Source organism: Mesorhizobium sp. M0848 (genome assembly GCF_040319805.1).
Lineage (GTDB): Bacteria > Pseudomonadota > Alphaproteobacteria > Rhizobiales > Rhizobiaceae > Mesorhizobium.
Genome location: NZ_JAMYOM010000007.1, coordinates 79,211 through 96,907 on the forward strand (window position 1 = coordinate 79,211; position 17,697 = coordinate 96,907).

Below are 17,697 nucleotides of genomic sequence, written 5' to 3' on the forward strand. Positions count from 1 at the left end.
AGGCGGCCAAGGCATGGAAAAGGGGCCGAAACGGCCCCTTCTCAGCATGTGTGGCAATTCAGCCGAACCTATTCGAGCAGCGGCGACCAGGCCGGGTCCGAAGCGAAGTTCGCCGTTGGGATCGATTGCTCGTTGCGTCCGGTCAGATCGACCGAAACCAGTTTGGGGCCACCGGCGGAATCGCGGAAGAACATCAGCACGCGGCCGTTCGGCGCCCAGGTCGGTCCCTCCTGCTGGAAGCCGGAGGACAGGATGCGCTCTCCCGAGCCGTCGGTCTTCATGACGCCGATCTGGAATTCGCCGCCGGTCTGCTTGGTGAAGGCGATGAGGTCGCCGCGCGGCGACCATACCGGTGTCGAATAGACGCCGTCGCCAAAGGAGATGCGGGTCTGACCAGAGCCGTCGGCGCCCATCACGTAGATCTGTGCGCGGCCGCCACGGTCGGAGGTGAACACCACCTTGCTGCCGTCGGGCGAATAGGACGGCGAGGTGTCGATGGCGGTCGAATTGGTCAGCCTCGTCGTCGAACGGCTGCGCAGGTCCATAGCGAAGATGTTGGAATTGCCGTCGTCGCGCAGCAAGCTCATGATCACCTTCTGGCCGTCGGGCGAAAAGCGCGGCGCAAAGGTCATGCCGGGGAAATTGCCGACCAGTTCGCGCTGCCCCGTTTCGATCTGCAGCAGGTAGACCCGCGGCTGGCCGCTCTCATACGACATGTAGGTGATTTCCTGCCGGTTCGGCGAGAAACGCGGCGTCAGCACGATCGACCTGCCGTCCGAGAGATAGCGCACATTGGCGCCGTCCTGGTCCATGATCGCGAGGCGCTTCTTGCGCGCATTCTTGGCGCCGGATTCGTCGATGAAGACGACGCGGGTGTCGAAATAGCCTTTTTCGCCGGTCAGCCGCTCATAGATGGCGTCGGCGATGATGTGGGCGACACGCCGCTGATTGGCGTCGTTGGCGAAGAACTGCTCGCCGGCCATCTGCTGGCCGGCAAAGGTATCCCACAACCGGTACTGGGCGCGGATGCGGCCGTCGGCTTCTTTGCTGACGCTGCCGGTGACCAGCGCCTGCGCGTTGATCACCTTCCAGTCGTCGAAGCGCGGCGCTGCATCGGGGTTGGTGATCTTCTCGATAAAGGCGCTCTTGTCGATCGGAGCGAACAGACCCGAACGCTTCAAATCGGCGGTGACGATCTGCGAAATCTGAGCCCCAAGCGCGTCGCCGCCCTGGAAATCTGTGATGGCGATCGGCAGCGGCTCGACGTTGCCCTTGTTGACGTTGAGCTCGACCAGCGCCAGCGCCGGCAAAGTGCTGGCAGTGGTCATGCCCATCGCCATTGCTGAGACCATCAGGAGCGGCTTGAGGATTGATTTCATGTCTTCTCGCTTCTCGTACTGATTTTCGGATACGCGGGCCGCCTTAGAGGCCCAGCATCTCCCTTGGATCGAAGGTGACGCGGACGTCGGCCCAGATATCCTGCTTGCCGGCGGGAACCTGCAGGCCGGTGACATCGCATTTTTGCACCGCACGAACGGCACTTTCGTCGAACTGGCGGTTTCCGCTCGACGTTTCGACCGCCGGGCGTCCGTCCAGCTTGCCGGAGGCATCCAGGTTGAACCGCACCACGACGACGAAGTTCTCGGAACCTTCAAGGCCCGCGGGAAGAGTCCAGCAGCCACCAAGCTGGCTTTCCAGGGCGCCCATTTCGGACCTGGAAAGCTTCTGGCCCTGATCCTTGTCGCCGCCAAGCGACGCCTGCTGGGTCGAGCGCTTGGCGCCGCCGCCGGATGGTTTCTGCTTGTCGAGGAGCGCGGAGATCTCGTCGGCGTTGAACTGCTTGTCGTCGGACTTCGGCTTCGACGAGGCTTCCTTAACCGGCTTGTCGGCGTTCTTCCGCTCCGGCGCCTTGGCGCTTTCGGCCTGCGCAGGCTGCGGCTTCGGCCGCCCTTCCGGCGCGGGCGCCGAGTCGGGCAGCTGCGTCGCCTCGGCGGGCGGCTCCTGCGCTATGGCTTCAGCGACGGCGTCGGGTTTGACCTCGGGCGTTGGATCGATGGCGGCGGTCTTGTCCTGCGGCGGCGGAGTTGGCGCCGGCTTGGCCGGTGTCGGCTTGGGGTCGGCCTGCTTGACCGGCTCGGGCTTGACCTCTTCCTTGGGCGTTGGCGCCGGCGCCACTTCCGTTGCCGGGGTGGGCTTGGGCTTTTCCTGCGGCTTCGGCACGTCCTCGGGCTTCGGCTTTTCGATCGGGGTCGGCGCGGGCGGCGGAGCCGAGGTCATGTCGACGGGCTTCGGCTTGGCTTCCGGCGTTATCGGCTTGTCGGTGTCGACGCTGTTCTCGCCGACCTTCTGCGCATCCGGAACGATGTCCGGGCGCTGCGTCGGCACGGGTGCCGGCTTTTCGTGCATCACGGCCTTCTTGTCGCCCTGCAACGTCTGCGCAATGGCTTCCATCGGCACGATATCGACCGCGACCGACTCGACGTCGGAGGACGGAAGCGCGGCCGGCGCCGTCAGCGTGAACAAGCCGAAGGTCAGCGCCGCCGCATGCAAGATCACCGATGTGGTGAGGCCGGTCTTCATCGTCTGTCTACTGATCCTGTTCCTGCAATGAAATCAGGCCCATATTCTTGTAGCCAGCGGCCTGGATGAGGGCCATCACCTTCATCGCGGTGCCGTAGTTGGTTAACTTGTCGCCGCGGATGAAGATGCGCTCGTCATAGCCGGTCTTGGAAATCGCCTGCAGCTTGGCCACCAACTCTTCCTGCGGGATTTCGGTCTCCTGCAGGAAAATCTTGCCCGTGGCGTCGATCGTAACCATGATTGGCTGGGTATCGGCATTCATCGCCTTGGCCTGCGTCTCCGGCAGGTCGACCGGCACGCCGACCGTCAGCATTGGTGCGGCGACCATGAAGATGATCAGCAGCACCAGCATCACGTCGACCATCGGCGTGACGTTGATCTCGGACATCAGTGCATGGTGACGGCCGCGCCGCCTGTGGCCGCGCCCGCCGCGTCCTCCCATGCCCATGGACATACCCATCTGCTACTCCTCAGGCCTTGGGGGCCACTTTTTCATCGATTTGGCGCGAGAGTATGGCGGAGAACTCGTCGGAGAACCCTTCCATGCGCACGGCTATCTTGCTCGCGTCGGACGACAGCTTGTTGTAGGCGATGACGGCGGGAATGGCCGCGAGCAGGCCGATGGCCGTCGCCAGCAGCGCTTCGGCGATGCCCGGCGCAACCACGGCGAGACTGGTGTTCTTGGAGCCGGCGATCGCCTGGAACGACGTCATGATGCCGATGACGGTGCCGAACAGCCCGATGAAGGGTGCCGCCGAGCCGGTGGTGGCAAGGAAACCGAGGCGCCCTTCCAGCTTTTCCATCTCGCGGGTCAGCGCCAGGTCCATCGCCTTGTCGATGCGGGTCTGCAGGCCAAGCGGCGACTTGGCGCCTTTCTCGAAACTCTTCTTCCACTCGCGCATGGCGGCGACGAAAATGGTGCCCATGCCGGTGGTCTTGCGGTCGGCGAGCGTGCGGTAAAGCTCCTCCAGCGACTGCCCCGACCAGAACACCTGCTCGAACCGGTTGAGCGCCAGCCGCATGCGGGCATAGGAAACCAGCTTGTCGACGATGATCGCCCAGGTCCAGACCGAGGCGCAGAGCAGGCCGATCATGACCAGCTTGACCACCCAACTTGCCGAAACGAACAGCGACCAAACCGACAATTGCGCGCCCGGGTCGGCGAGTGCGATATTTTCCATCGTTACGTCCTTAAGATTTTCCGGGCGAAGCTGGCGGCTGGCCCCTGGCATCCCTTGTGGTCGGTTCGCACGAAGCTACCGGAACAACCCCAAACTGTGCCGTTATCGGCCTTTTCGGGGCAAATATTGGTGAAAGGAAGGCGTTCGATAACGCCAATCTTCACCAATCTCTTCATGAACCGTTATGGTTAAGGATGGGTTAGTATATAAGGCGCGGCGCATTGCCACGCCCAGTGGCAAGGCACATGCATTCGCCGTCGCTCACAATGAGGCTAGTCAGCCGTCGGCAAGGCCCTGGGCATGAATGCCACCACCCATTCCTTGGGAAAACGCCTTGGGCGGCCATTCTCACCGATGATCGCCGCCTCGACCTTGGCCTCGACCAGCACCTCGTCGCTGCGCTTGAGCTGCTGCGCCATGAAGATGCGCGCGCCGGAAATCTCCTCGGTGCGGGTGTCGACCGTCAGGATGTCATCGATGCGGGCGGGGCCGCGAAAGTCGATCTCCATGCGGCGCACCACCCAGACTATTCTTTCGCCATGCTTGCCGTCGGCAAGCTCTGTGTGGTGCACGCCGGTCAGCCTGAGATAGTCGGAGCGACCGCGTTCGAAGAATTCGAGATAGCGCGCATGGTAGACGACGCCGGAGAAATCGGTGTCGGCATAATAGACCCGCGCCATCAGCCGGTGGCCGAACGCGGTCAGAGCGCCCGAAATGCCGGCCAGCAGCGTCGCCGATTCACCATGATCGCCCATTGCGCTTCCTTTTTCAGCCCCGGCGAGGCACCAGTTTCCCGCGGAACATAACATCGGATGGCACTGTTGACGGCGATGATCAAGAGTTTGACGGCGGCGCTGTTCGTGCTGATGGCTTTGGCGCTGCCTGGCCAGACCGCGACATTCTCGATGAAGCGCGGCCTCAACCTCGACCAATGGGTCACATGGCCCGGCGAAGACCAGTGGGGCGATGCCACGGCCATCCTGCCCTACCCGGAATGGCGGAAATTCCTTGGGGAGAACGACCTCAAGGCACTGAAGGACGCCGGCTTCGATTTCCTGCGCATGCCGGTCGATCCATCGCCCTTTCTGTCCGACCAGACCGTGACCTTGCGTGACGATCTCTATGCCAGCGTGCTGGACTCGGTGCGCATGATCAACCGCGCCGGGCTGAAGGTGGTCGTCGACATGCACCTGATCCCGGCCGGCGGCAGCCGCAAGATCGGCATGGCGCAAGTGATGGACGACCCGCGGACCTTCGACACCTATGTCGAGATGGTCCGCAAGATGGCCCGCACGCTGGCCAGCGAAGATCCCGCCCAGGTCGCCTTCGAGCCGATGAATGAACCGATCGTCGACTGCGACAGCGATGGCACCACCCTGTGGCCGGACCGCCAGCGTAAACTGTTCGCCGCAGCGCGATCGTCGGCGACGAAATTGACCCTGGTGCTGACCGGCGCCTGCTATTCCGCCGCGAGCTCACTGGAGAAGATCGACCCGAAGACGATCCCGGACGACAACGTCATCTGGGCGTTCCACTCCTACGATCCGTTCCTGCTCACCCATCAGGGCGCGACCTGGGCCGGCGACTTCATCCCCTACGTGACCGGCCTGCCTTACCCGCTGAGCGCGGTGCCCAAGGCACAGCTCGACGTGACGCTCGACACCATCCGCGCCAGGATCAAGGCCGAGGCGCCATGGACAAGGCAGAGCGGCCTGCTTGCCTATCTCGACGAACAAGTCGCCAGCATGGACAGCCTCGACAAGCTGCTCGGCTTGATGGATGCGCCGTTCAAAAAGGTCGAGGCATGGGCGAAGGCCAACCGCGTCAAGCCGGAAAACATCACGCTGGGCGAGTTCGGCATGATCCGCCAGGAATATGGCAATTCCTATGTGATGCCCGCCGATTACCGGGCCGCCTATGTCAGGGACATGATCGGGCGTGCCGAAGCACATGGCTTCTCATGGTCGGTGTGGAGTTATGGCGGTGCCTTCGGCATCGTCGACGCCTTCAACGGCGACAAGGCCGAGCCGGTTGTAATGGACGTGATCCGTGGGCTGCGTTGATCGCCCAGCCAAGATCGATCGAGAAGATTCCGGGCGCATTCAAAAACGTACCGACGCAATGCTGAGCCAGGTCCGAGACGACGGGACGGCGCTGGAAAATTACTCTTCCTGGAACAGGTTGATCTGCTGCTGCGCCAGATCTTTCGGCGCGTCGAGGCCGAGATGGCGCCAGGCATTGGCCGTCAGCATGCGGCCGCGCGGCGTGCGCTGGATGAAGCCCTGCTGGATCAGATAGGGCTCGATGATGTCCTCGATGGCATCGCGCGGCTCTGACAGGCCGGCGGCGATCGTCTCGATGCCGACCGGCCCGCCGCCGAAATTGCACGCGATCATGCTGAGATACCGCCGGTCGAGCGCGTCGAGGCCGAGCGCATCGACCTCCAGCCGAGTGAGCGCCTCGTCGGCGATCTTGCGGTCGACATGGCCGTCGCCGGCCACCGAGGCGAAATCGCGCACACGGCGCAAGAGCCGGCCGGCGATGCGTGGCGTGCCGCGCGCACGCCGCGCGATCTCCAGCGCACCGTCATCGCCGAGCGGCATTTGCAGGATGCGCGCGCCGCGCCGCACGATCTGCTCCAGCTCCTCGACCGTGTAGAAATTGAGTCGCACCGGAATGCCGAAACGATCGCGCAGCGGGTTGGTGAGCAGTCCAAGCCGGGTGGTGGCGGCGACGAGCGTGAAGCGGGCGAGGTCGATCTTGACCGAACGCGCCGCCGGTCCTTCGCCGATGATCAGGTCGAGCTGGAAATCCTCCATCGCCGGATAGAGGATCTCCTCCACCGCCGGGCTCAGCCGATGGATCTCGTCGATGAACAGCACGTCGCCTTCCTCGAGATTGGTCAGCAGCGCGGCAAGATCGCCGGCCTTGGCGATGACCGGGCCGGAGGTCGAGCGGAAATTGACGCCGAGCTCACGCGCCATGATCTGCGCCAGCGTCGTCTTGCCCAGACCGGGTGGCCCGACGAACAGTACGTGGTCGAGTGCCTCGTTGCGGCCCTTGGCGGCCTCGATGAACACTTTGAGATTGGCCCGCACCGCCGCCTGGCCGACGAAATCGTCGAGCGTCTGCGGCCGCAAGGTCTGCTCGGCATCCTCGCCGCGTTTTTCCGGCGCAATCAGGCGGGGCGACAGGCTCATGCGAGCAGTTCCATACTGGCAATGGACTTGGCGGCCCGCTGATCGAACGTGACTGTATGCGAGCAACCCAGATTTCGATTGTGCTCGGCGATCAGCGCATCGGCAAAATCTACCTGCGGCAAATTTGATCTTTCGAGCGCAATCACGATGGCATCGAAATCTTCGAACAACAGTGTCTTGACCTTCAACAGTCTCTGGATTGCCGCCTGCATCTGCTCTTTCGGTAGTCTGTAGCGCGAAATCAACGACCAGCTGAATTCCACCAGCACGATCAAGCTGACGAAGCCGGGAGCATCGTCGCTGAGGCCTTCGCCGAATGCGAGGGCTTTCGCCCGTTGCTCTGCATCGTCGTTCAGCACCATTCGAAGCAGAACGTTCGTATCAATGCCGATCGACGTCACTCGTCGCCCTCTCGTCCGCCTTGCGATCCGTCTCCGACAACATGCCTACCAACTGCATCCCGCACCGCGAGGTCGATTTCCTCCAGTGACGCCGGACCGCCGGGCGGATCGCCCAGAAATCCGGCGAGGTCCGCAAAGTCGAGATTGCGCGGCGTTCCAATCAGGTAGCCATCCATGACCGTCCAGGCGATCATGTCACCCGTTTTGAGTGACAGCGCATCCCGGACATCTTTTGGAATTGTAAGCTGACCCTTCGAGGTCAGACTGGCGTAAGCACCCATTTTCTTACTTTCTAAGAAATTTCCTACCAAACCTATGATAGTTGGAATTTTCTTTTCCAACAACCATATCACTGCGCCAGTTCCTTCAGCCCGAAGCGGATCAGCTTCGGCGCATCGGCATCCTCGCCCGCCGTCTTCAGCGCCGCCGCCACAGCATTGGCGGCGGTGTCGCGCGAATAGCCAAGATTGACCAGCGCCGAGACCGCGTCGGTTATCGGCGCGGATGCCACGCCGTCGCCGAGCTCCTGTTTCAGGCCGATGGTGCCCGAGGCGGTGCCGGCATAGGCCGGCGCCTTGTTCTTCAATTCGGTGACGATGCGCTCGGCCACTTTCTTGCCGACGCCGGGCGCGCGCGAAACCATGGCGATGTCGCGCAGCGCAATGGCGTTGGCGAGATCCGCCGGCGCCAGCGTCGACAGGATGGCCAGCGCCACCTTGGCGCCGACGCCCGGCACATTGTTCATCAGCAACCGGAACCACTCGCGCTCGAGCTGCGACTGGAAGCCGTAGAGACGCAGCATGTCCTCGCGCACATAGGTCTCGATGAACAGCACCACCGCTTCGCCGGGCGAAGGCAGCGCGGCCAGCGTGCGCGCCGAGCAATAGGCGACATAGCCGACGCCATGGATATCGACGAGACAATGGTCCTCGTCGACCTCGTCGAGCGTACCCTTGAGCTTGCCGATCATGCCAGACCTTTCATGGAAGATGGGCTCTCATGGGTGCGTCTCAGGAGAGATGATGTCGAGCTCCGGGAAGTAACTGCGGTAACGCGCGGCGTCGCGGGTCAAAAGACGATGTCCAGCGACGGTCGCGTGAGCGCCGATAAAGAAATCGGGCAAGGTTCTTTCCCTGATGCCACCGGCCCGGCGATAGCGGGAATGCGTGACGCCGGCAAGGAATGCCGCGTCCCAAGGTACAAGTTCGCGATCCATCTCAAGCATGTCGACTGCTTTTCGAAGCGCCGTTTCCGTCGCTATCAGTGGCGCGAGTTCGGACCAAATGATGGTGTTGACCACCAAGGCTCCATCACGGCGGCAGGAAGCAATCGCCGACGCCGACCATGTTGTCAGCGGTCCGGCCGGTCCCCAGACGTCGATCAGGACATTTGTGTCAATCAACGTCGAGATCTTCACGCGGCCCCCTCAACCACTCCATGTACTGATCGGTGGTCATGCCTCCCAGATCCAACGTCCCCTCCATCCGGTCGAGGACATCGCTGAACCTGCGCAATTTGTCTTCCTGGGAGAGGTTCTCGTTGACGGCAACCAGCCGAACGCCCTCGTCGGTGGCCACAAACTCCACCTCGGAGCCCGGGGCGATGCCCAGACGCTCCCTTATCGGCTTGGGGATTGTAACTTGCCCCTTGGTGGTCACGCGCATGGTAATACCTCTGCGGTATTACTTATCCCTGCAACGTGAACAAGTCAAGAACATAGCTAGCCGGCCAGCGCCATCCTGTAGGCCACGCTTTGCCGATGATGCGCGTGGCAGATGGCGATGGCCAGCGCGTCGGCGGCATGTTCGGTGTCGAAGACGGCTTTTGGCAACAGCACCTTCACCATCATGTGGATCTGCTTCTTGTCGCCATGACCAACGCCGATCACCGCCTTCTTGACGGCGTTGGGCGCATATTCGGCAACGACGAGACCGGCACGCGCCGGCACCAGCATGGCGATGCCACGTGCCTGGCCGAGCTTCAGCGTCGCCACGGCGTCCTTGTTGACGAAGGTCTGTTCGACCGCCGCCTCGTGCGGCATCGCGCTGTGCAGGATATCCGCCAGCCCGTCATGCAGCTGGCACAGCCGCGTTGCCAGCGCCGCCTTGTCGTCGGACTTCACAGTGCCTGAAGCAATAAAGCGCAGCGAATGGCCGAGGCTTTCGACGATACCCCAGCCGGTGCGCCGAAGCCCCGGATCGATACCGATGATGCGAATCGCTTCCGCCATTTGCCGACTTTACCTCCGGCCCACAGCGATGCCAGCGAAATGTGAACAAACCGGAAACAGAAAGACAGACCGAGGTCTAACCCCGAGCGAAAGCCGTGTTGAGCAGGCTGATCTGGTCGGAAACCGGATTGAGGCGGCGCGCCATCGGTTGCATGTCGACCAAGGCGCCCGAGCCATAGATCTCGTCGTCCATGCGGCGCACCAGTGCTTGCAGGCGCAGCGAGCGGGTGACGAGGTCGAGGAAATCCTCGGGCAGCTCGGCCCAGCCGGTGGCTTCGTCATGGGCGGAAGCGGTGTCGAGGCGCACCTTGGACTTTTCCGACGCGACCTGGTCGCGGGTCATCTCGCCGGAATTGGCGGCGCGCTGCAAAAGCAGCCAGGACGCAACCTGCATCAGCCTGGTGGTCAGCCGCATCGATTCGGCCGCATAGAGCGTGGCGCCCAGCCGCGACAGTTTCTTTGCCTCGGCCCGGCCCTTGCCGTCGAGATATTCGGCGGCCTGTTCGACCAGGCCCATGCCTTCCTGGTAAAGCGGCTTGAAGGATTGCGAGAAAACCCGGCGCTCCGCCAGCTTGACGGTTTTCGCACTGCCCTTCGAAGGCTCGTTCATTGATACGCCCCTGCACTTGCAACCGGCCGATTCGGCTCCCTGCCGATACACCCGGAACCCTATCTGACTGAAGCTTGAAAATGCGCTTCGTCACTGGCGAAGGCAAGCACATGTTTAACAGAAGGTTAACGGCGAGCCGCCATTGGGCGGCCCCCGCCGAGATGCGGACAAAAAGGGAAATGAAGACAAAAAAAGAGCCGCGGATAAGGCGGCTCTCAGGAGTTTAACAGGGAGGCGTCAAACAAAGTGGCTCCAACCACTCGGTAAGAATCCAGATCACTGGATGAACATAGTAAACACCTGTAAAGCTTAATGAAGCCTTAACGGCGCGGATGTTTTTTGACCGAACGCACGCCATACTGTGCCGTAACAGCACAGCATCTCCTACGTCAGGCTAGCTCAGGCTGTCCTCCAGACGGCGGGCAAGGCGATGAAGGCAAACAACAGCATGGCCGCGTAGAAGCCCATCGAGGAGGCCGCCACCAGCGGTTCGATCGCGGCATTGCCGGCAAGCAGGAAATAGAGGCCGATCAGCAGGCCGATACCGCTGATTGCGGTCAGCCAGAAATGAACGGTAGCGAGCGTCTTCTTCCCGATTGCCGGAAACAAATGGTAGAAGAAGGCGAAGACCGCCGACATCAGCCATCCGGCCACCATCGTGTGGGCGTGGGTCGGCATCTGTCCGTGATCCTGGCTGATCGCCATGTACAGGCCGAGCGCCATGCCGCACAGCGAATAGATGATGGCCAGCGTGAAGAAATTCCGTGCTATCCCTTGCATAATGGTCCCCCGAATTGCCTTTTCCCGTTTGCGGGAATGGGTTGATCGTCAGGCGATTGTTGTCGCCACCGGGCTCCCGGCATTGGCGCACTAGCATCGGCAACGTATCCGGACGATGTCGCGCCAACCCCTCCCGACATCCGTATATTAGCAGAAAATCAGATAGTGCATTCACAATCTCGGCGACTTCGTAAGTTGAGGGCAGGCTGAAACAGAGCCGAATTTTTCCCGACATCGTACCGAAACAGGCACCACGCAAAACGCCCGCTCCTCTGACGGCCGGCGCAAATCAGCCCAGCCGCAAACCTGACCGAACACTGCAGGAACAACCCATGGACTGGTACTCGATCGTCAAATTCCTCCACGTCACTACCGCCATTCTGTGGGTCGGAGGCGGCTTCGTGCTGTTCCTGCTGGGCATGCTTGCCGAGCGGGCGGGCAACATCGAGGAAAAACTGCAGGCAATGCGCGCCAGCGGTCAGCTGGGCGGCAGGTTCTTCGCGCCGATGTCGATGCTGACGCTGATTTTCGGCCTCATCATGTGCTGGTTCTGGGTCGGCTTCTCCGACCTATGGATCCTCATCGGCCTGGCCGGCTACGCCACGACCTTTTCGATCGGCATGTTGATCTTCAAGCCGACGGGCGAGCGCATGGGCGAGATGATCGCCAAGGAGGGCGTCACACCGGCTGTTCTTGCCATCGGTCAGCGCATGATGAGCGCGGCACGCTTCGACTATGCGGTGATGCTGGTGATCATCGCCGACATGGTGCTCAAGCCGACCGCGCATGATATCGGCATCCTCGCCGGCATGGTGCTGGTCGTCGTGGCCGGCGCCACACTGGCCTTTGGCGGCAACCGTCGCCTCGTGCCGAGCGCCGCGTGACCCCCGGATAAACAGGGCGGCTGCGCGGCCGCCTTTCTACATCAAGCCAGCGATGCCGTCCCAAAGCAGCTTCAGCGCCACGACCGCGACGGTTGCGTAGGTGAAGGGATAGAATGTTTCCGGGCGCATCCGTCGCACCAGCCACGCCCCGGCGATGGTCGACAGCGGCGCCAGCGGCATCAGCACCGCCGACGCCGTCAGGTTGGCGGTGTCGAACTGGCCGAGCGCGAAATAGGGCACGAGCTTCAGCGCATTGGTGGCGGCAAAGAAGATCGCCGCCGTGCCCGACAACACCTTCGGGTCGAGCCGGATCGGCAAGGCATAGACCTGGAAGGGCGGGCCGCCGACATGGGCGACGAAACTGGTGAACCCGGCGACCGTGCCCCAGACCGCGGCGGCCACACGGTTGGGCGCGGCTGCGTGGTCGGCGCCGTGGCGGAACTGCAGATAGAGCCAGCGCAGGACGAAGATGATGGCGACGGCGCCGACGATCAGCCGCACCGCCTCTTCGGTGACCAGTGCCGCCGTCAGCCAGCCAAGGCCGATGCCGATGACGGCGCCCGGCATCATGTCGACCAGCATCTTTCTGTTATAAACGCCCCACCATGTCCATACCGAGACGATATCCATCAGGCACAGGATCGGCAGCAGGATGGCCGCCGCCTGCACCGGCGGCATGGTCAGCGCCATCAGCGGCACGCCGACGAAGCCGACGGCGCCGCCAAAGCCGCCCTTGGACAGGCCGACCAGAATGACCGCCGGAATGGCGGCCGCATAGAACCACGGGTCGAGAAGCAGGCCTGACATGGGAGCGGGACTGGTCCGGAGGGAAAGCGTGTCGACGCTTGAATAGCCCAGAATGCCGGGCGGAGCGACAGCAAATATGAGCGTGGCGGCCGCACATGCGAGCCGACGCAGGCCTGTGCCTACCGACGCGCCGAGACCAGCAGGAACATCGGCCGCTCGAGCTCTTCCGCCAGTTCCGGCTTGGCTGCGATTTGCGCATCGGTCGGCCGGAATTCCTCGACATGGCCGATGGTGAAGCCGGACCGGATCAGTGCGTTGATGGTGGCGCCGATCGTGCGGTGATGTTTCACGACACCCTTGGCCAGCCAGTCGGTGCTGCGCGGTCCTTCCACTAGATACTGGTCGACAGGCCACGTCTTGCGGCCTTCGGCATCGATCACCCAGCCAGGTTTGGTCGGCGCCATGAAGATCGGATGTTCCGTCGAAAAAACGAAATGCCCGCCAGGCGCCAGGGCCTGATGCACGGTCCCGAACAGATGCGACCCATCCTCGACATAGTGCAAGGCGAGCGAGCTGTAGACGAGATCGAAGCTGGCTTCCGGCAGGCTGAGCCGATCGAGATCGGCCGTCTCATAGTCTATGCCCGCATCCGGGCCGGCGGCCCTTGCCCGGGCAAGCATCTTCTCCGACAGATCCAGGCCAAGCACCTGCGCCGCCCCATGCTCGCGGGCCCAGCGGCAGAACCAGCCGAAGCCGCAGCCGAGATCGACGACCCTCAAGCCGCCGACATCGGGCAGCATGGCGCGCAGTGCCGGCCACTCGGCGGCACCCTCCAGCCCTTCGACCGAACGGCCGAGCTGGCTGTAGCCTGCGAAGAAATCCTCACGGTCGTATATGTTCTGCGCCATGGTTCCGGCCTCGTTTGGGCCGGCACACTAACCAACCGGCCACCGGCTTTCCACCAACTCGATCAGGATGCCTGCAAGACCTTTGCCCTGTCGCGCGGTGAAGCTGCATCGAGCGGCGGTGGACGCCGCCGGATCGGCTGCGCCTTGATGATGGCGGTGCTTGTCTCGGCCTTGTCTGCGATACGGTCGAGAATCCCGTCGAGATCGCCGATCGAACGCACGAACAGCCGGGCGACGAAACAGTCATCGCCCGTCACCTTGTCGCATTCGCCGAATTCGGGGATGTCCTCGATCAGCTTCTGGACGATGTGCAGCTTGCCCGGCAAAGGCCGGATGCGCACGATCGCCTGCAAGGTATAGCCGAGCGCCAGCGGATCGATCTCGACGGTGAATGCGCGGATGACGCCGCGCTCCTCGAGCCGTCGCAGCCGCTCCGAAACGCTTGGCGACGACAGTCCGACCTGGGCGGCCAGCTCCTTCAGCGAGGTTCGCGCATCCTTGACCAGGATTTCAAGGAGATTTCGGTCGAGATCGTCCAGCATCTTTTTTCTTTCCCCGATAATTTGGAGTTTCTCCTAATATAATTAGGCAAACAGGCCATACACCCTTTCCAATCAGATGGAAAGCTTCGCGGCAGCATGAGATTATTGCGGCTCAACCGATACGGAGGTTTGTTGTGAACGAGACAGTACGCGGCACGGTCGAAATGTCCGCCGCAATGGCCATCCTGGGAACGATCGGATGGTTCGTCGTCCTGTCCGGCCAGCCGATCATGGATGTGGTGTTCTGGCGTTGCGCTTTCGGCGCGATGACGCTGCTCATCATCTGCGCCGGGCTGGGATTGCTGCGCAACAAGCTGTCGCTGCGCATCATCGGCATCGCCGCGCTCGGCGGTGTCGCAATCGTCGTCAACTGGCTGCTGCTGTTCAGCGCATTCTCGCGCGCGTCGATCTCGATCGCCACCGCTGTCTACAACACGCAGCCCTTCATGCTGGTCGGCTTCGGTGCGCTTTTCTTCGCCGAACGGCTGACCCTGACCAAGCTGACCTGGCTGGCCATCGCCTTCGCCGGCATGGTGCTGATCGTGCAGTCGGCCCCCGACGCCGGTGATGTTGGCACGGACTATTTTACCGGCATCGTCATGGCATTGGGCGCGGCTTTCTTTTGGGCCGTTGCCGCCATCGTCACCAAGAAGCTCAAGGGCACGCCACCGCACCTGATTGCGCTGATCCAGGTCTGCGTCGGCGTCGTCATGCTGGCGCCTTTCGCCAATCTTGCAGAGCTTCCGGCCGATGCCTGGAGCTGGACCATGCTGGCGACGCTCGGCATCGTCCATACCGGCCTGATGTACATACTGATGTACGGCGCCATCCAGAAGCTGCCGACGCATCTGCAGGGATCGCTGTCCTTCATCTATCCCGTCGTCGCCATACTGGTCGATGTCGTCGCCTTCGGCCATCGGCTGCATCTGAGTCAGGTCGTCGGCGCCACCGCCATCCTGATCGCCGCCGCCGGCATGAATCTCGGCTGGACGCTGTGGAAGGGCAAACCGCCCGTGGCGAGCCCGCACCCGATCAAATGAAGCGCCCCGCCGGCTGCCCGGCGGGTCAAACATCGCGATCCCGGCTGCCCGCCTGTTCAAAGCGGGCACTTTGCTCTATGCCGCAATCCAACCATCTTCGCCCGGCATAGGCGAGACGCGGGACCCGAAGAACCATGAATGAAGCAACGCCCCCCAATCGCTGTCGCATCGTGCTGATCGCGCCGTCCGGCGTGCCGGCGGCCCGTATTGTCGCGGCATTCGATGGCGGCGATGTCGCTTCGCTGATCCTGCCCGAGAACGGCATGGATGAAGCCTCCTTCCAGGCTTTCGCCGAACAGATCGTGCCGGCAGCGCAAGCCGCCGGCGTTGCTGTCATCATCGCCGGCGACACCCGCATAGCCGGCCGCGTCCAGGCCGACGGCATCCATGTCGAGGTCTCCAAGGCCGAGCTCGCCGAGACGATCGAGCATTTCCAGGCAAAGATGATGGTCGGCACCGGCGGCGCCAAGACGCGTGACGACGCGCTCGAGCTTGGCGAGACACGGCCAGACTACATCTTCTTCGGCCGCTTCGGCTACGACAACAAGCCCGAACCGCACCCGCGCAACCTGTCGCTCGGCGCATGGTGGGCGGACATGATCCAGATCCCTTGCATCGTCATGGCCGGATCCGACATCGCCTCGGTCGAAGCCGTGGGCGCCACCGGCGCTGAATTCGTGGCGCTGTCGAGCGCCGTGTTCGCCGACGGCACCGATCCCGGGACAGCGGTAGCCACCGCCAACGCGCTGCTCGACGAGACCGCGCCGCGCTTCGAGGACTGAAATGTCCTCGGCGACGCTTCCCCTCCAAGCTCTGCTTGCGGTGCTAATGGTCCAGGCTGCCGCCGCGGAGACCGTCCCCCTGCCGCAGCCCAAGCCGGAAATCGGCGTCCACACCGACAAGCCGATCGACAAGCCATTGCCGCAGCCCGCCACCACGGCAGAACCGGCGCCGCTGCCGTCGGCCGACACGGTCAATCCCGACCGCTTCGGCGCAAAACCCGCCGACGCGGCCTATGGCGCCTTCCAGCGCGGTCTCTACAAGACAGCTTACAATTTGGCATTGGTCCGGGCGCAAAACGGCGATCCGGCGGCGCAGACCTTGGTGGCCGAGATCCTGTCGCGGGGGCTCGGTGTACCGGTCAATTCGGCGCAGGCGGCGAAATGGTACGCGCTGGCCGCCGAACAGGGTGTGCCGGAATCGCAGTTCCAGTATGCGCTGATGCTGCTCGACGGCCGCTATGTCAAAAAGGATGGAAAAGAAGCCTACGCCCTGATGCAGGCCGCCGCCGAAGCCGGCAACCGGCTGGCGCAATTCAATTTCGCGCAGATGCTGGTCCAGCAGGACCCCGGCGATGCCGGCATGGCCAAGGCGGTCTCCTACTATGAGCGCGCCGCCGCGACCGGCCTCGCGGACGCGCAATATGCGATGTCGCAGATCTACGCCAATGGCGTCGGCGGCAAGCCACGCGACGACGCCCAGGCAAGGCGCCTGCTGGCGCAGGCAGCCAGGCAGAACTACGACACCGCGCAGATCGATCTCGCCGCCTGGATGATCGAAGGCCGCGGCGGTGCGCGCGACCTGAAATCCGCCTTCGGCTGGATGAAGCAGGCGGCGGAAGGCGGCAATGTCGCCGCCCAGAACCGCCTGGCCAAGCTCTATATGCAAGGCATCGGCACCGATCCGGACCTTGTGCTTGCCGGCGCCTGGTACGTCGTCGCCCGCCGTGCCGGCCTCATCGACCCCCAGATGGACGACTTCCTGCAGGGGCTGGACGACGACCAGACCAAGCAGGCGCTGCAGAAGGCCAACCGGCTGCCTTGACGGCGGTTCTCGCGGTCAAGGCAAGTGTAACCCCGGCTCCCTGGCCTGGTTCCAACCTGCCCGCTCCCTTGCCTCTTCTGGCGATTTGTGGTCTTGGGAGCCCGAAATCGCTTTCCCTGCGAACATCCCATACCAACGGCGTGGCCGTTGGCATCATTCCGGATCATCTCATCATGGCCAAGATCAATGGCAACGAAATCCGTCCCGGCTATGTCATCGAGCATGATGGCGGCCTTTGGGTGGCGGTCAGGACCAACACCGTCAAGCCCGGTAAGGGCGGCGCCTACAATCAGGTCGAACTGAAGAACCTCATCAACGGCACCAAGCTCAACGAGCGCTTCCGCTCGGCCGAGACGGTCGAACAGATCCGGCTCGACCTGAAGGATTTTTCCTTCCTCTACGCGCAGGAAGACGCACTGGTGTTCATGGACACCCAGAGCTACGAGCAGCTCGAATTGAACAAGGACTTCGTCGGCGATCGCGCCGCCTTCCTGCAGGACGGCATGATGGTGACGGTCCAGCTCTACGAAGAGCGGCCGATCGGCATTTCGCTGCCCGACTATGTGACGCTGACCATCACCGAGGCCGACCCGGTGGTGAAGGGTCAGACGGCGGCATCGTCCTACAAGCCGGCGATCCTGGAGAACGGCATCCGCGTCCTGGTGCCGCCCTTCATCGGCGCCGGCGAGCGCATCATCGTCGACACCAACGAAATCACTTACGTGCGCCGCGCCGACTGACGCATGTCGCCCAAAAGTGGCCCCGGTTCT

The 17,697-nt window shown here is 62.9% G+C and carries 23 protein-coding genes; 6 read left to right on the top strand and 17 right to left on the bottom strand.

The window, feature by feature from the left end:
* Nucleotides 1-68 precede the first annotated feature (68 nt).
* The 5 genes from tolB to ybgC form a co-directional block, all read right to left on the bottom strand.
* On the bottom strand, nucleotides 69-1,352 hold the full coding sequence (gene tolB, locus NKH95_RS09820) for a Tol-Pal system beta propeller repeat protein TolB (protein ID WP_502895187.1): 1,284 nt from the start codon (nucleotides 1,350-1,352) through the stop codon (nucleotides 69-71).
* Nucleotides 1,353-1,422: 70 nt separating this feature from the next.
* A complete protein-coding gene (gene tolA / locus NKH95_RS09825) occupies nucleotides 1,423-2,580 on the bottom strand; it encodes a cell envelope integrity protein TolA (protein ID WP_352772930.1) in 1,158 nt (385 codons plus the stop codon).
* A gap of 7 nt (nucleotides 2,581-2,587) precedes the next feature.
* Nucleotides 2,588-3,040, bottom strand: coding sequence for a protein TolR (tolR, locus tag NKH95_RS09830; RefSeq protein ID WP_352750569.1), 453 nt, complete (start codon nucleotides 3,038-3,040; stop codon nucleotides 2,588-2,590).
* A 10-nt stretch (nucleotides 3,041-3,050) separates the two neighbouring features.
* A complete protein-coding gene (gene tolQ / locus NKH95_RS09835; RefSeq protein WP_352891419.1) occupies nucleotides 3,051-3,761 on the bottom strand; it encodes a protein TolQ in 711 nt (236 codons plus the stop codon).
* A 272-nt stretch (nucleotides 3,762-4,033) separates the two neighbouring features.
* Nucleotides 4,034-4,516: a tol-pal system-associated acyl-CoA thioesterase gene (gene ybgC, locus NKH95_RS09840; protein WP_352772936.1), complete on the bottom strand. Its 483-nt coding sequence runs from the start codon at nucleotides 4,514-4,516 to the stop codon at nucleotides 4,034-4,036.
* 57 nt (nucleotides 4,517-4,573) lie between these two features.
* On the opposite strand from ybgC, the gene NKH95_RS09845 reads away from it, so the two are divergent.
* Nucleotides 4,574-5,824, top strand: a complete 1,251-nt coding sequence (locus NKH95_RS09845; protein ID WP_352772938.1) for a glycoside hydrolase family 5 protein — start codon at nucleotides 4,574-4,576, stop codon at nucleotides 5,822-5,824.
* A 99-nt stretch (nucleotides 5,825-5,923) separates the two neighbouring features.
* Here the strand turns inward: NKH95_RS09845 and ruvB are convergent, their stop codons facing one another.
* From ruvB to NKH95_RS09890, 9 genes are all read right to left on the bottom strand, one after another.
* Entirely contained in the window at nucleotides 5,924-6,961 is a 1,038-nt protein-coding gene (gene ruvB / locus NKH95_RS09850) for a Holliday junction branch migration DNA helicase RuvB (RefSeq protein ID WP_352772941.1), read from the bottom strand.
* Nucleotides 6,958-7,362 carry a type II toxin-antitoxin system VapC family toxin gene (locus NKH95_RS09855; protein ID WP_127296186.1) on the bottom strand — a complete coding sequence of 135 codons (405 nt, stop codon included), beginning with the start codon at nucleotides 7,360-7,362 and terminating at the stop codon, nucleotides 6,958-6,960. Before NKH95_RS09855 ends, ruvB begins: the two co-directional genes overlap by 4 nt.
* Nucleotides 7,359-7,703 (bottom strand): AbrB/MazE/SpoVT family DNA-binding domain-containing protein, encoded by a 345-nt coding sequence (locus NKH95_RS09860; protein WP_352772943.1) that lies wholly within the window; start codon nucleotides 7,701-7,703, stop codon nucleotides 7,359-7,361. The genes NKH95_RS09855 and NKH95_RS09860 overlap by 4 nt, the downstream gene beginning before the upstream one ends.
* Nucleotides 7,704-7,711: 8 nt before the next feature.
* Nucleotides 7,712-8,332, bottom strand: a complete 621-nt coding sequence (gene ruvA, locus NKH95_RS09865; protein ID WP_023811848.1) for a Holliday junction branch migration protein RuvA — start codon at nucleotides 8,330-8,332, stop codon at nucleotides 7,712-7,714.
* A 27-nt stretch (nucleotides 8,333-8,359) separates the two neighbouring features.
* Nucleotides 8,360-8,779, bottom strand: coding sequence for a type II toxin-antitoxin system VapC family toxin (locus NKH95_RS09870; RefSeq protein ID WP_023811847.1), 420 nt, complete (start codon nucleotides 8,777-8,779; stop codon nucleotides 8,360-8,362).
* Nucleotides 8,757-9,026, bottom strand: coding sequence for an AbrB/MazE/SpoVT family DNA-binding domain-containing protein (locus tag NKH95_RS09875; RefSeq protein WP_352891421.1), 270 nt, complete (start codon nucleotides 9,024-9,026; stop codon nucleotides 8,757-8,759). The genes NKH95_RS09870 and NKH95_RS09875 overlap by 23 nt, the downstream gene beginning before the upstream one ends.
* A gap of 56 nt (nucleotides 9,027-9,082) precedes the next feature.
* The gene (ruvC, locus tag NKH95_RS09880) at nucleotides 9,083-9,592 is read right to left on the bottom strand and encodes a crossover junction endodeoxyribonuclease RuvC (RefSeq protein WP_352891422.1); all 510 of its coding nucleotides are present in this window, start codon (nucleotides 9,590-9,592) and stop codon (nucleotides 9,083-9,085) included.
* A gap of 76 nt (nucleotides 9,593-9,668) precedes the next feature.
* Nucleotides 9,669-10,202: a protease adaptor protein RcdA gene (rcdA, locus tag NKH95_RS09885; protein ID WP_352678064.1), complete on the bottom strand. Its 534-nt coding sequence runs from the start codon at nucleotides 10,200-10,202 to the stop codon at nucleotides 9,669-9,671.
* Between the two features lie 399 nt (nucleotides 10,203-10,601).
* On the bottom strand, nucleotides 10,602-10,982 hold the full coding sequence (locus tag NKH95_RS09890; protein ID WP_352772947.1) for a hypothetical protein: 381 nt from the start codon (nucleotides 10,980-10,982) through the stop codon (nucleotides 10,602-10,604).
* Between the two features lie 332 nt (nucleotides 10,983-11,314).
* Between NKH95_RS09890 and NKH95_RS09895 the strand changes: the two genes are divergently transcribed.
* Nucleotides 11,315-11,866, top strand: a complete 552-nt coding sequence (locus tag NKH95_RS09895) for a DUF2269 family protein (RefSeq protein WP_352554254.1) — start codon at nucleotides 11,315-11,317, stop codon at nucleotides 11,864-11,866.
* Between the two features lie 36 nt (nucleotides 11,867-11,902).
* Here the strand turns inward: NKH95_RS09895 and NKH95_RS09900 are convergent, their stop codons facing one another.
* From NKH95_RS09900 to NKH95_RS09910, 3 genes are all read right to left on the bottom strand, one after another.
* The gene (locus NKH95_RS09900; protein WP_127296191.1) at nucleotides 11,903-12,673 is read right to left on the bottom strand and encodes a sulfite exporter TauE/SafE family protein; all 771 of its coding nucleotides are present in this window, start codon (nucleotides 12,671-12,673) and stop codon (nucleotides 11,903-11,905) included.
* Between the two features lie 119 nt (nucleotides 12,674-12,792).
* Nucleotides 12,793-13,521, bottom strand: coding sequence for a class I SAM-dependent methyltransferase (locus tag NKH95_RS09905; protein WP_352891427.1), 729 nt, complete (start codon nucleotides 13,519-13,521; stop codon nucleotides 12,793-12,795).
* 62 nt (nucleotides 13,522-13,583) lie between these two features.
* A complete protein-coding gene (locus NKH95_RS09910; RefSeq protein ID WP_127296193.1) occupies nucleotides 13,584-14,063 on the bottom strand; it encodes an Lrp/AsnC family transcriptional regulator in 480 nt (159 codons plus the stop codon).
* Nucleotides 14,064-14,197: 134 nt separating this feature from the next.
* Between NKH95_RS09910 and NKH95_RS09915 the strand changes: the two genes are divergently transcribed.
* The 4 genes from NKH95_RS09915 (at nucleotide 14,198) to efp (ending at nucleotide 17,667) form a co-directional block, all read left to right on the top strand.
* The gene (locus NKH95_RS09915; RefSeq protein ID WP_352772956.1) at nucleotides 14,198-15,103 is read left to right on the top strand and encodes a DMT family transporter; all 906 of its coding nucleotides are present in this window, start codon (nucleotides 14,198-14,200) and stop codon (nucleotides 15,101-15,103) included.
* Nucleotides 15,104-15,237: 134 nt separating this feature from the next.
* Entirely contained in the window at nucleotides 15,238-15,885 is a 648-nt protein-coding gene (locus NKH95_RS09920) for a thiamine phosphate synthase (protein WP_127323222.1), read from the top strand.
* Between the two features lies 1 nt (nucleotide 15,886).
* The gene (locus tag NKH95_RS09925; protein ID WP_352891429.1) at nucleotides 15,887-16,927 is read left to right on the top strand and encodes a tetratricopeptide repeat protein; all 1,041 of its coding nucleotides are present in this window, start codon (nucleotides 15,887-15,889) and stop codon (nucleotides 16,925-16,927) included.
* 173 nt (nucleotides 16,928-17,100) lie between these two features.
* Nucleotides 17,101-17,667, top strand: a complete 567-nt coding sequence (efp, locus tag NKH95_RS09930) for an elongation factor P (protein WP_013529127.1) — start codon at nucleotides 17,101-17,103, stop codon at nucleotides 17,665-17,667.
* Nucleotides 17,668-17,697 lie beyond the last annotated feature (30 nt).

Coding starts and splice junctions, on each gene's coding strand:
- tolB (WP_502895187.1), bottom strand. CDS start 1,352: ATGGTCTCAGCAATGGCGATGGGCATGACCACTGCCAGCACTTTGCCG.
- tolA (WP_352772930.1), bottom strand. CDS start 2,580: ATGAAGACCGGCCTCACCACATCGGTGATCTTGCATGCGGCGGCGCTG.
- tolR (WP_352750569.1), bottom strand. CDS start 3,040: ATGGGTATGTCCATGGGCATGGGAGGACGCGGCGGGCGCGGCCACAGG.
- tolQ (WP_352891419.1), bottom strand. CDS start 3,761: ATGGAAAATATCGCACTCGCCGACCCGGGCGCGCAATTGTCGGTTTGG.
- ybgC (WP_352772936.1), bottom strand. CDS start 4,516: ATGGGCGATCATGGTGAATCGGCGACGCTGCTGGCCGGCATTTCGGGC.
- NKH95_RS09845 (WP_352772938.1), top strand. CDS start 4,574: ATGGCACTGTTGACGGCGATGATCAAGAGTTTGACGGCGGCGCTGTTC.
- ruvB (WP_352772941.1), bottom strand. CDS start 6,961: ATGAGCCTGTCGCCCCGCCTGATTGCGCCGGAAAAACGCGGCGAGGAT.
- ruvA (WP_023811848.1), bottom strand. CDS start 8,332: ATGATCGGCAAGCTCAAGGGTACGCTCGACGAGGTCGACGAGGACCAT.
- NKH95_RS09875 (WP_352891421.1), bottom strand. CDS start 9,026: ATGCGCGTGACCACCAAGGGGCAAGTTACAATCCCCAAGCCGATAAGG.
- ruvC (WP_352891422.1), bottom strand. CDS start 9,592: ATGGCGGAAGCGATTCGCATCATCGGTATCGATCCGGGGCTTCGGCGC.
- rcdA (WP_352678064.1), bottom strand. CDS start 10,202: ATGAACGAGCCTTCGAAGGGCAGTGCGAAAACCGTCAAGCTGGCGGAG.
- NKH95_RS09890 (WP_352772947.1), bottom strand. CDS start 10,982: ATGCAAGGGATAGCACGGAATTTCTTCACGCTGGCCATCATCTATTCG.
- NKH95_RS09895 (WP_352554254.1), top strand. CDS start 11,315: ATGGACTGGTACTCGATCGTCAAATTCCTCCACGTCACTACCGCCATT.
- NKH95_RS09900 (WP_127296191.1), bottom strand. CDS start 12,673: ATGTCAGGCCTGCTTCTCGACCCGTGGTTCTATGCGGCCGCCATTCCG.
- NKH95_RS09905 (WP_352891427.1), bottom strand. CDS start 13,521: ATGGCGCAGAACATATACGACCGTGAGGATTTCTTCGCAGGCTACAGC.
- NKH95_RS09910 (WP_127296193.1), bottom strand. CDS start 14,063: ATGCTGGACGATCTCGACCGAAATCTCCTTGAAATCCTGGTCAAGGAT.
- NKH95_RS09920 (WP_127323222.1), top strand. CDS start 15,238: ATGAATGAAGCAACGCCCCCCAATCGCTGTCGCATCGTGCTGATCGCG.
- NKH95_RS09925 (WP_352891429.1), top strand. CDS start 15,887: ATGTCCTCGGCGACGCTTCCCCTCCAAGCTCTGCTTGCGGTGCTAATG.
- efp (WP_013529127.1), top strand. CDS start 17,101: ATGGCCAAGATCAATGGCAACGAAATCCGTCCCGGCTATGTCATCGAG.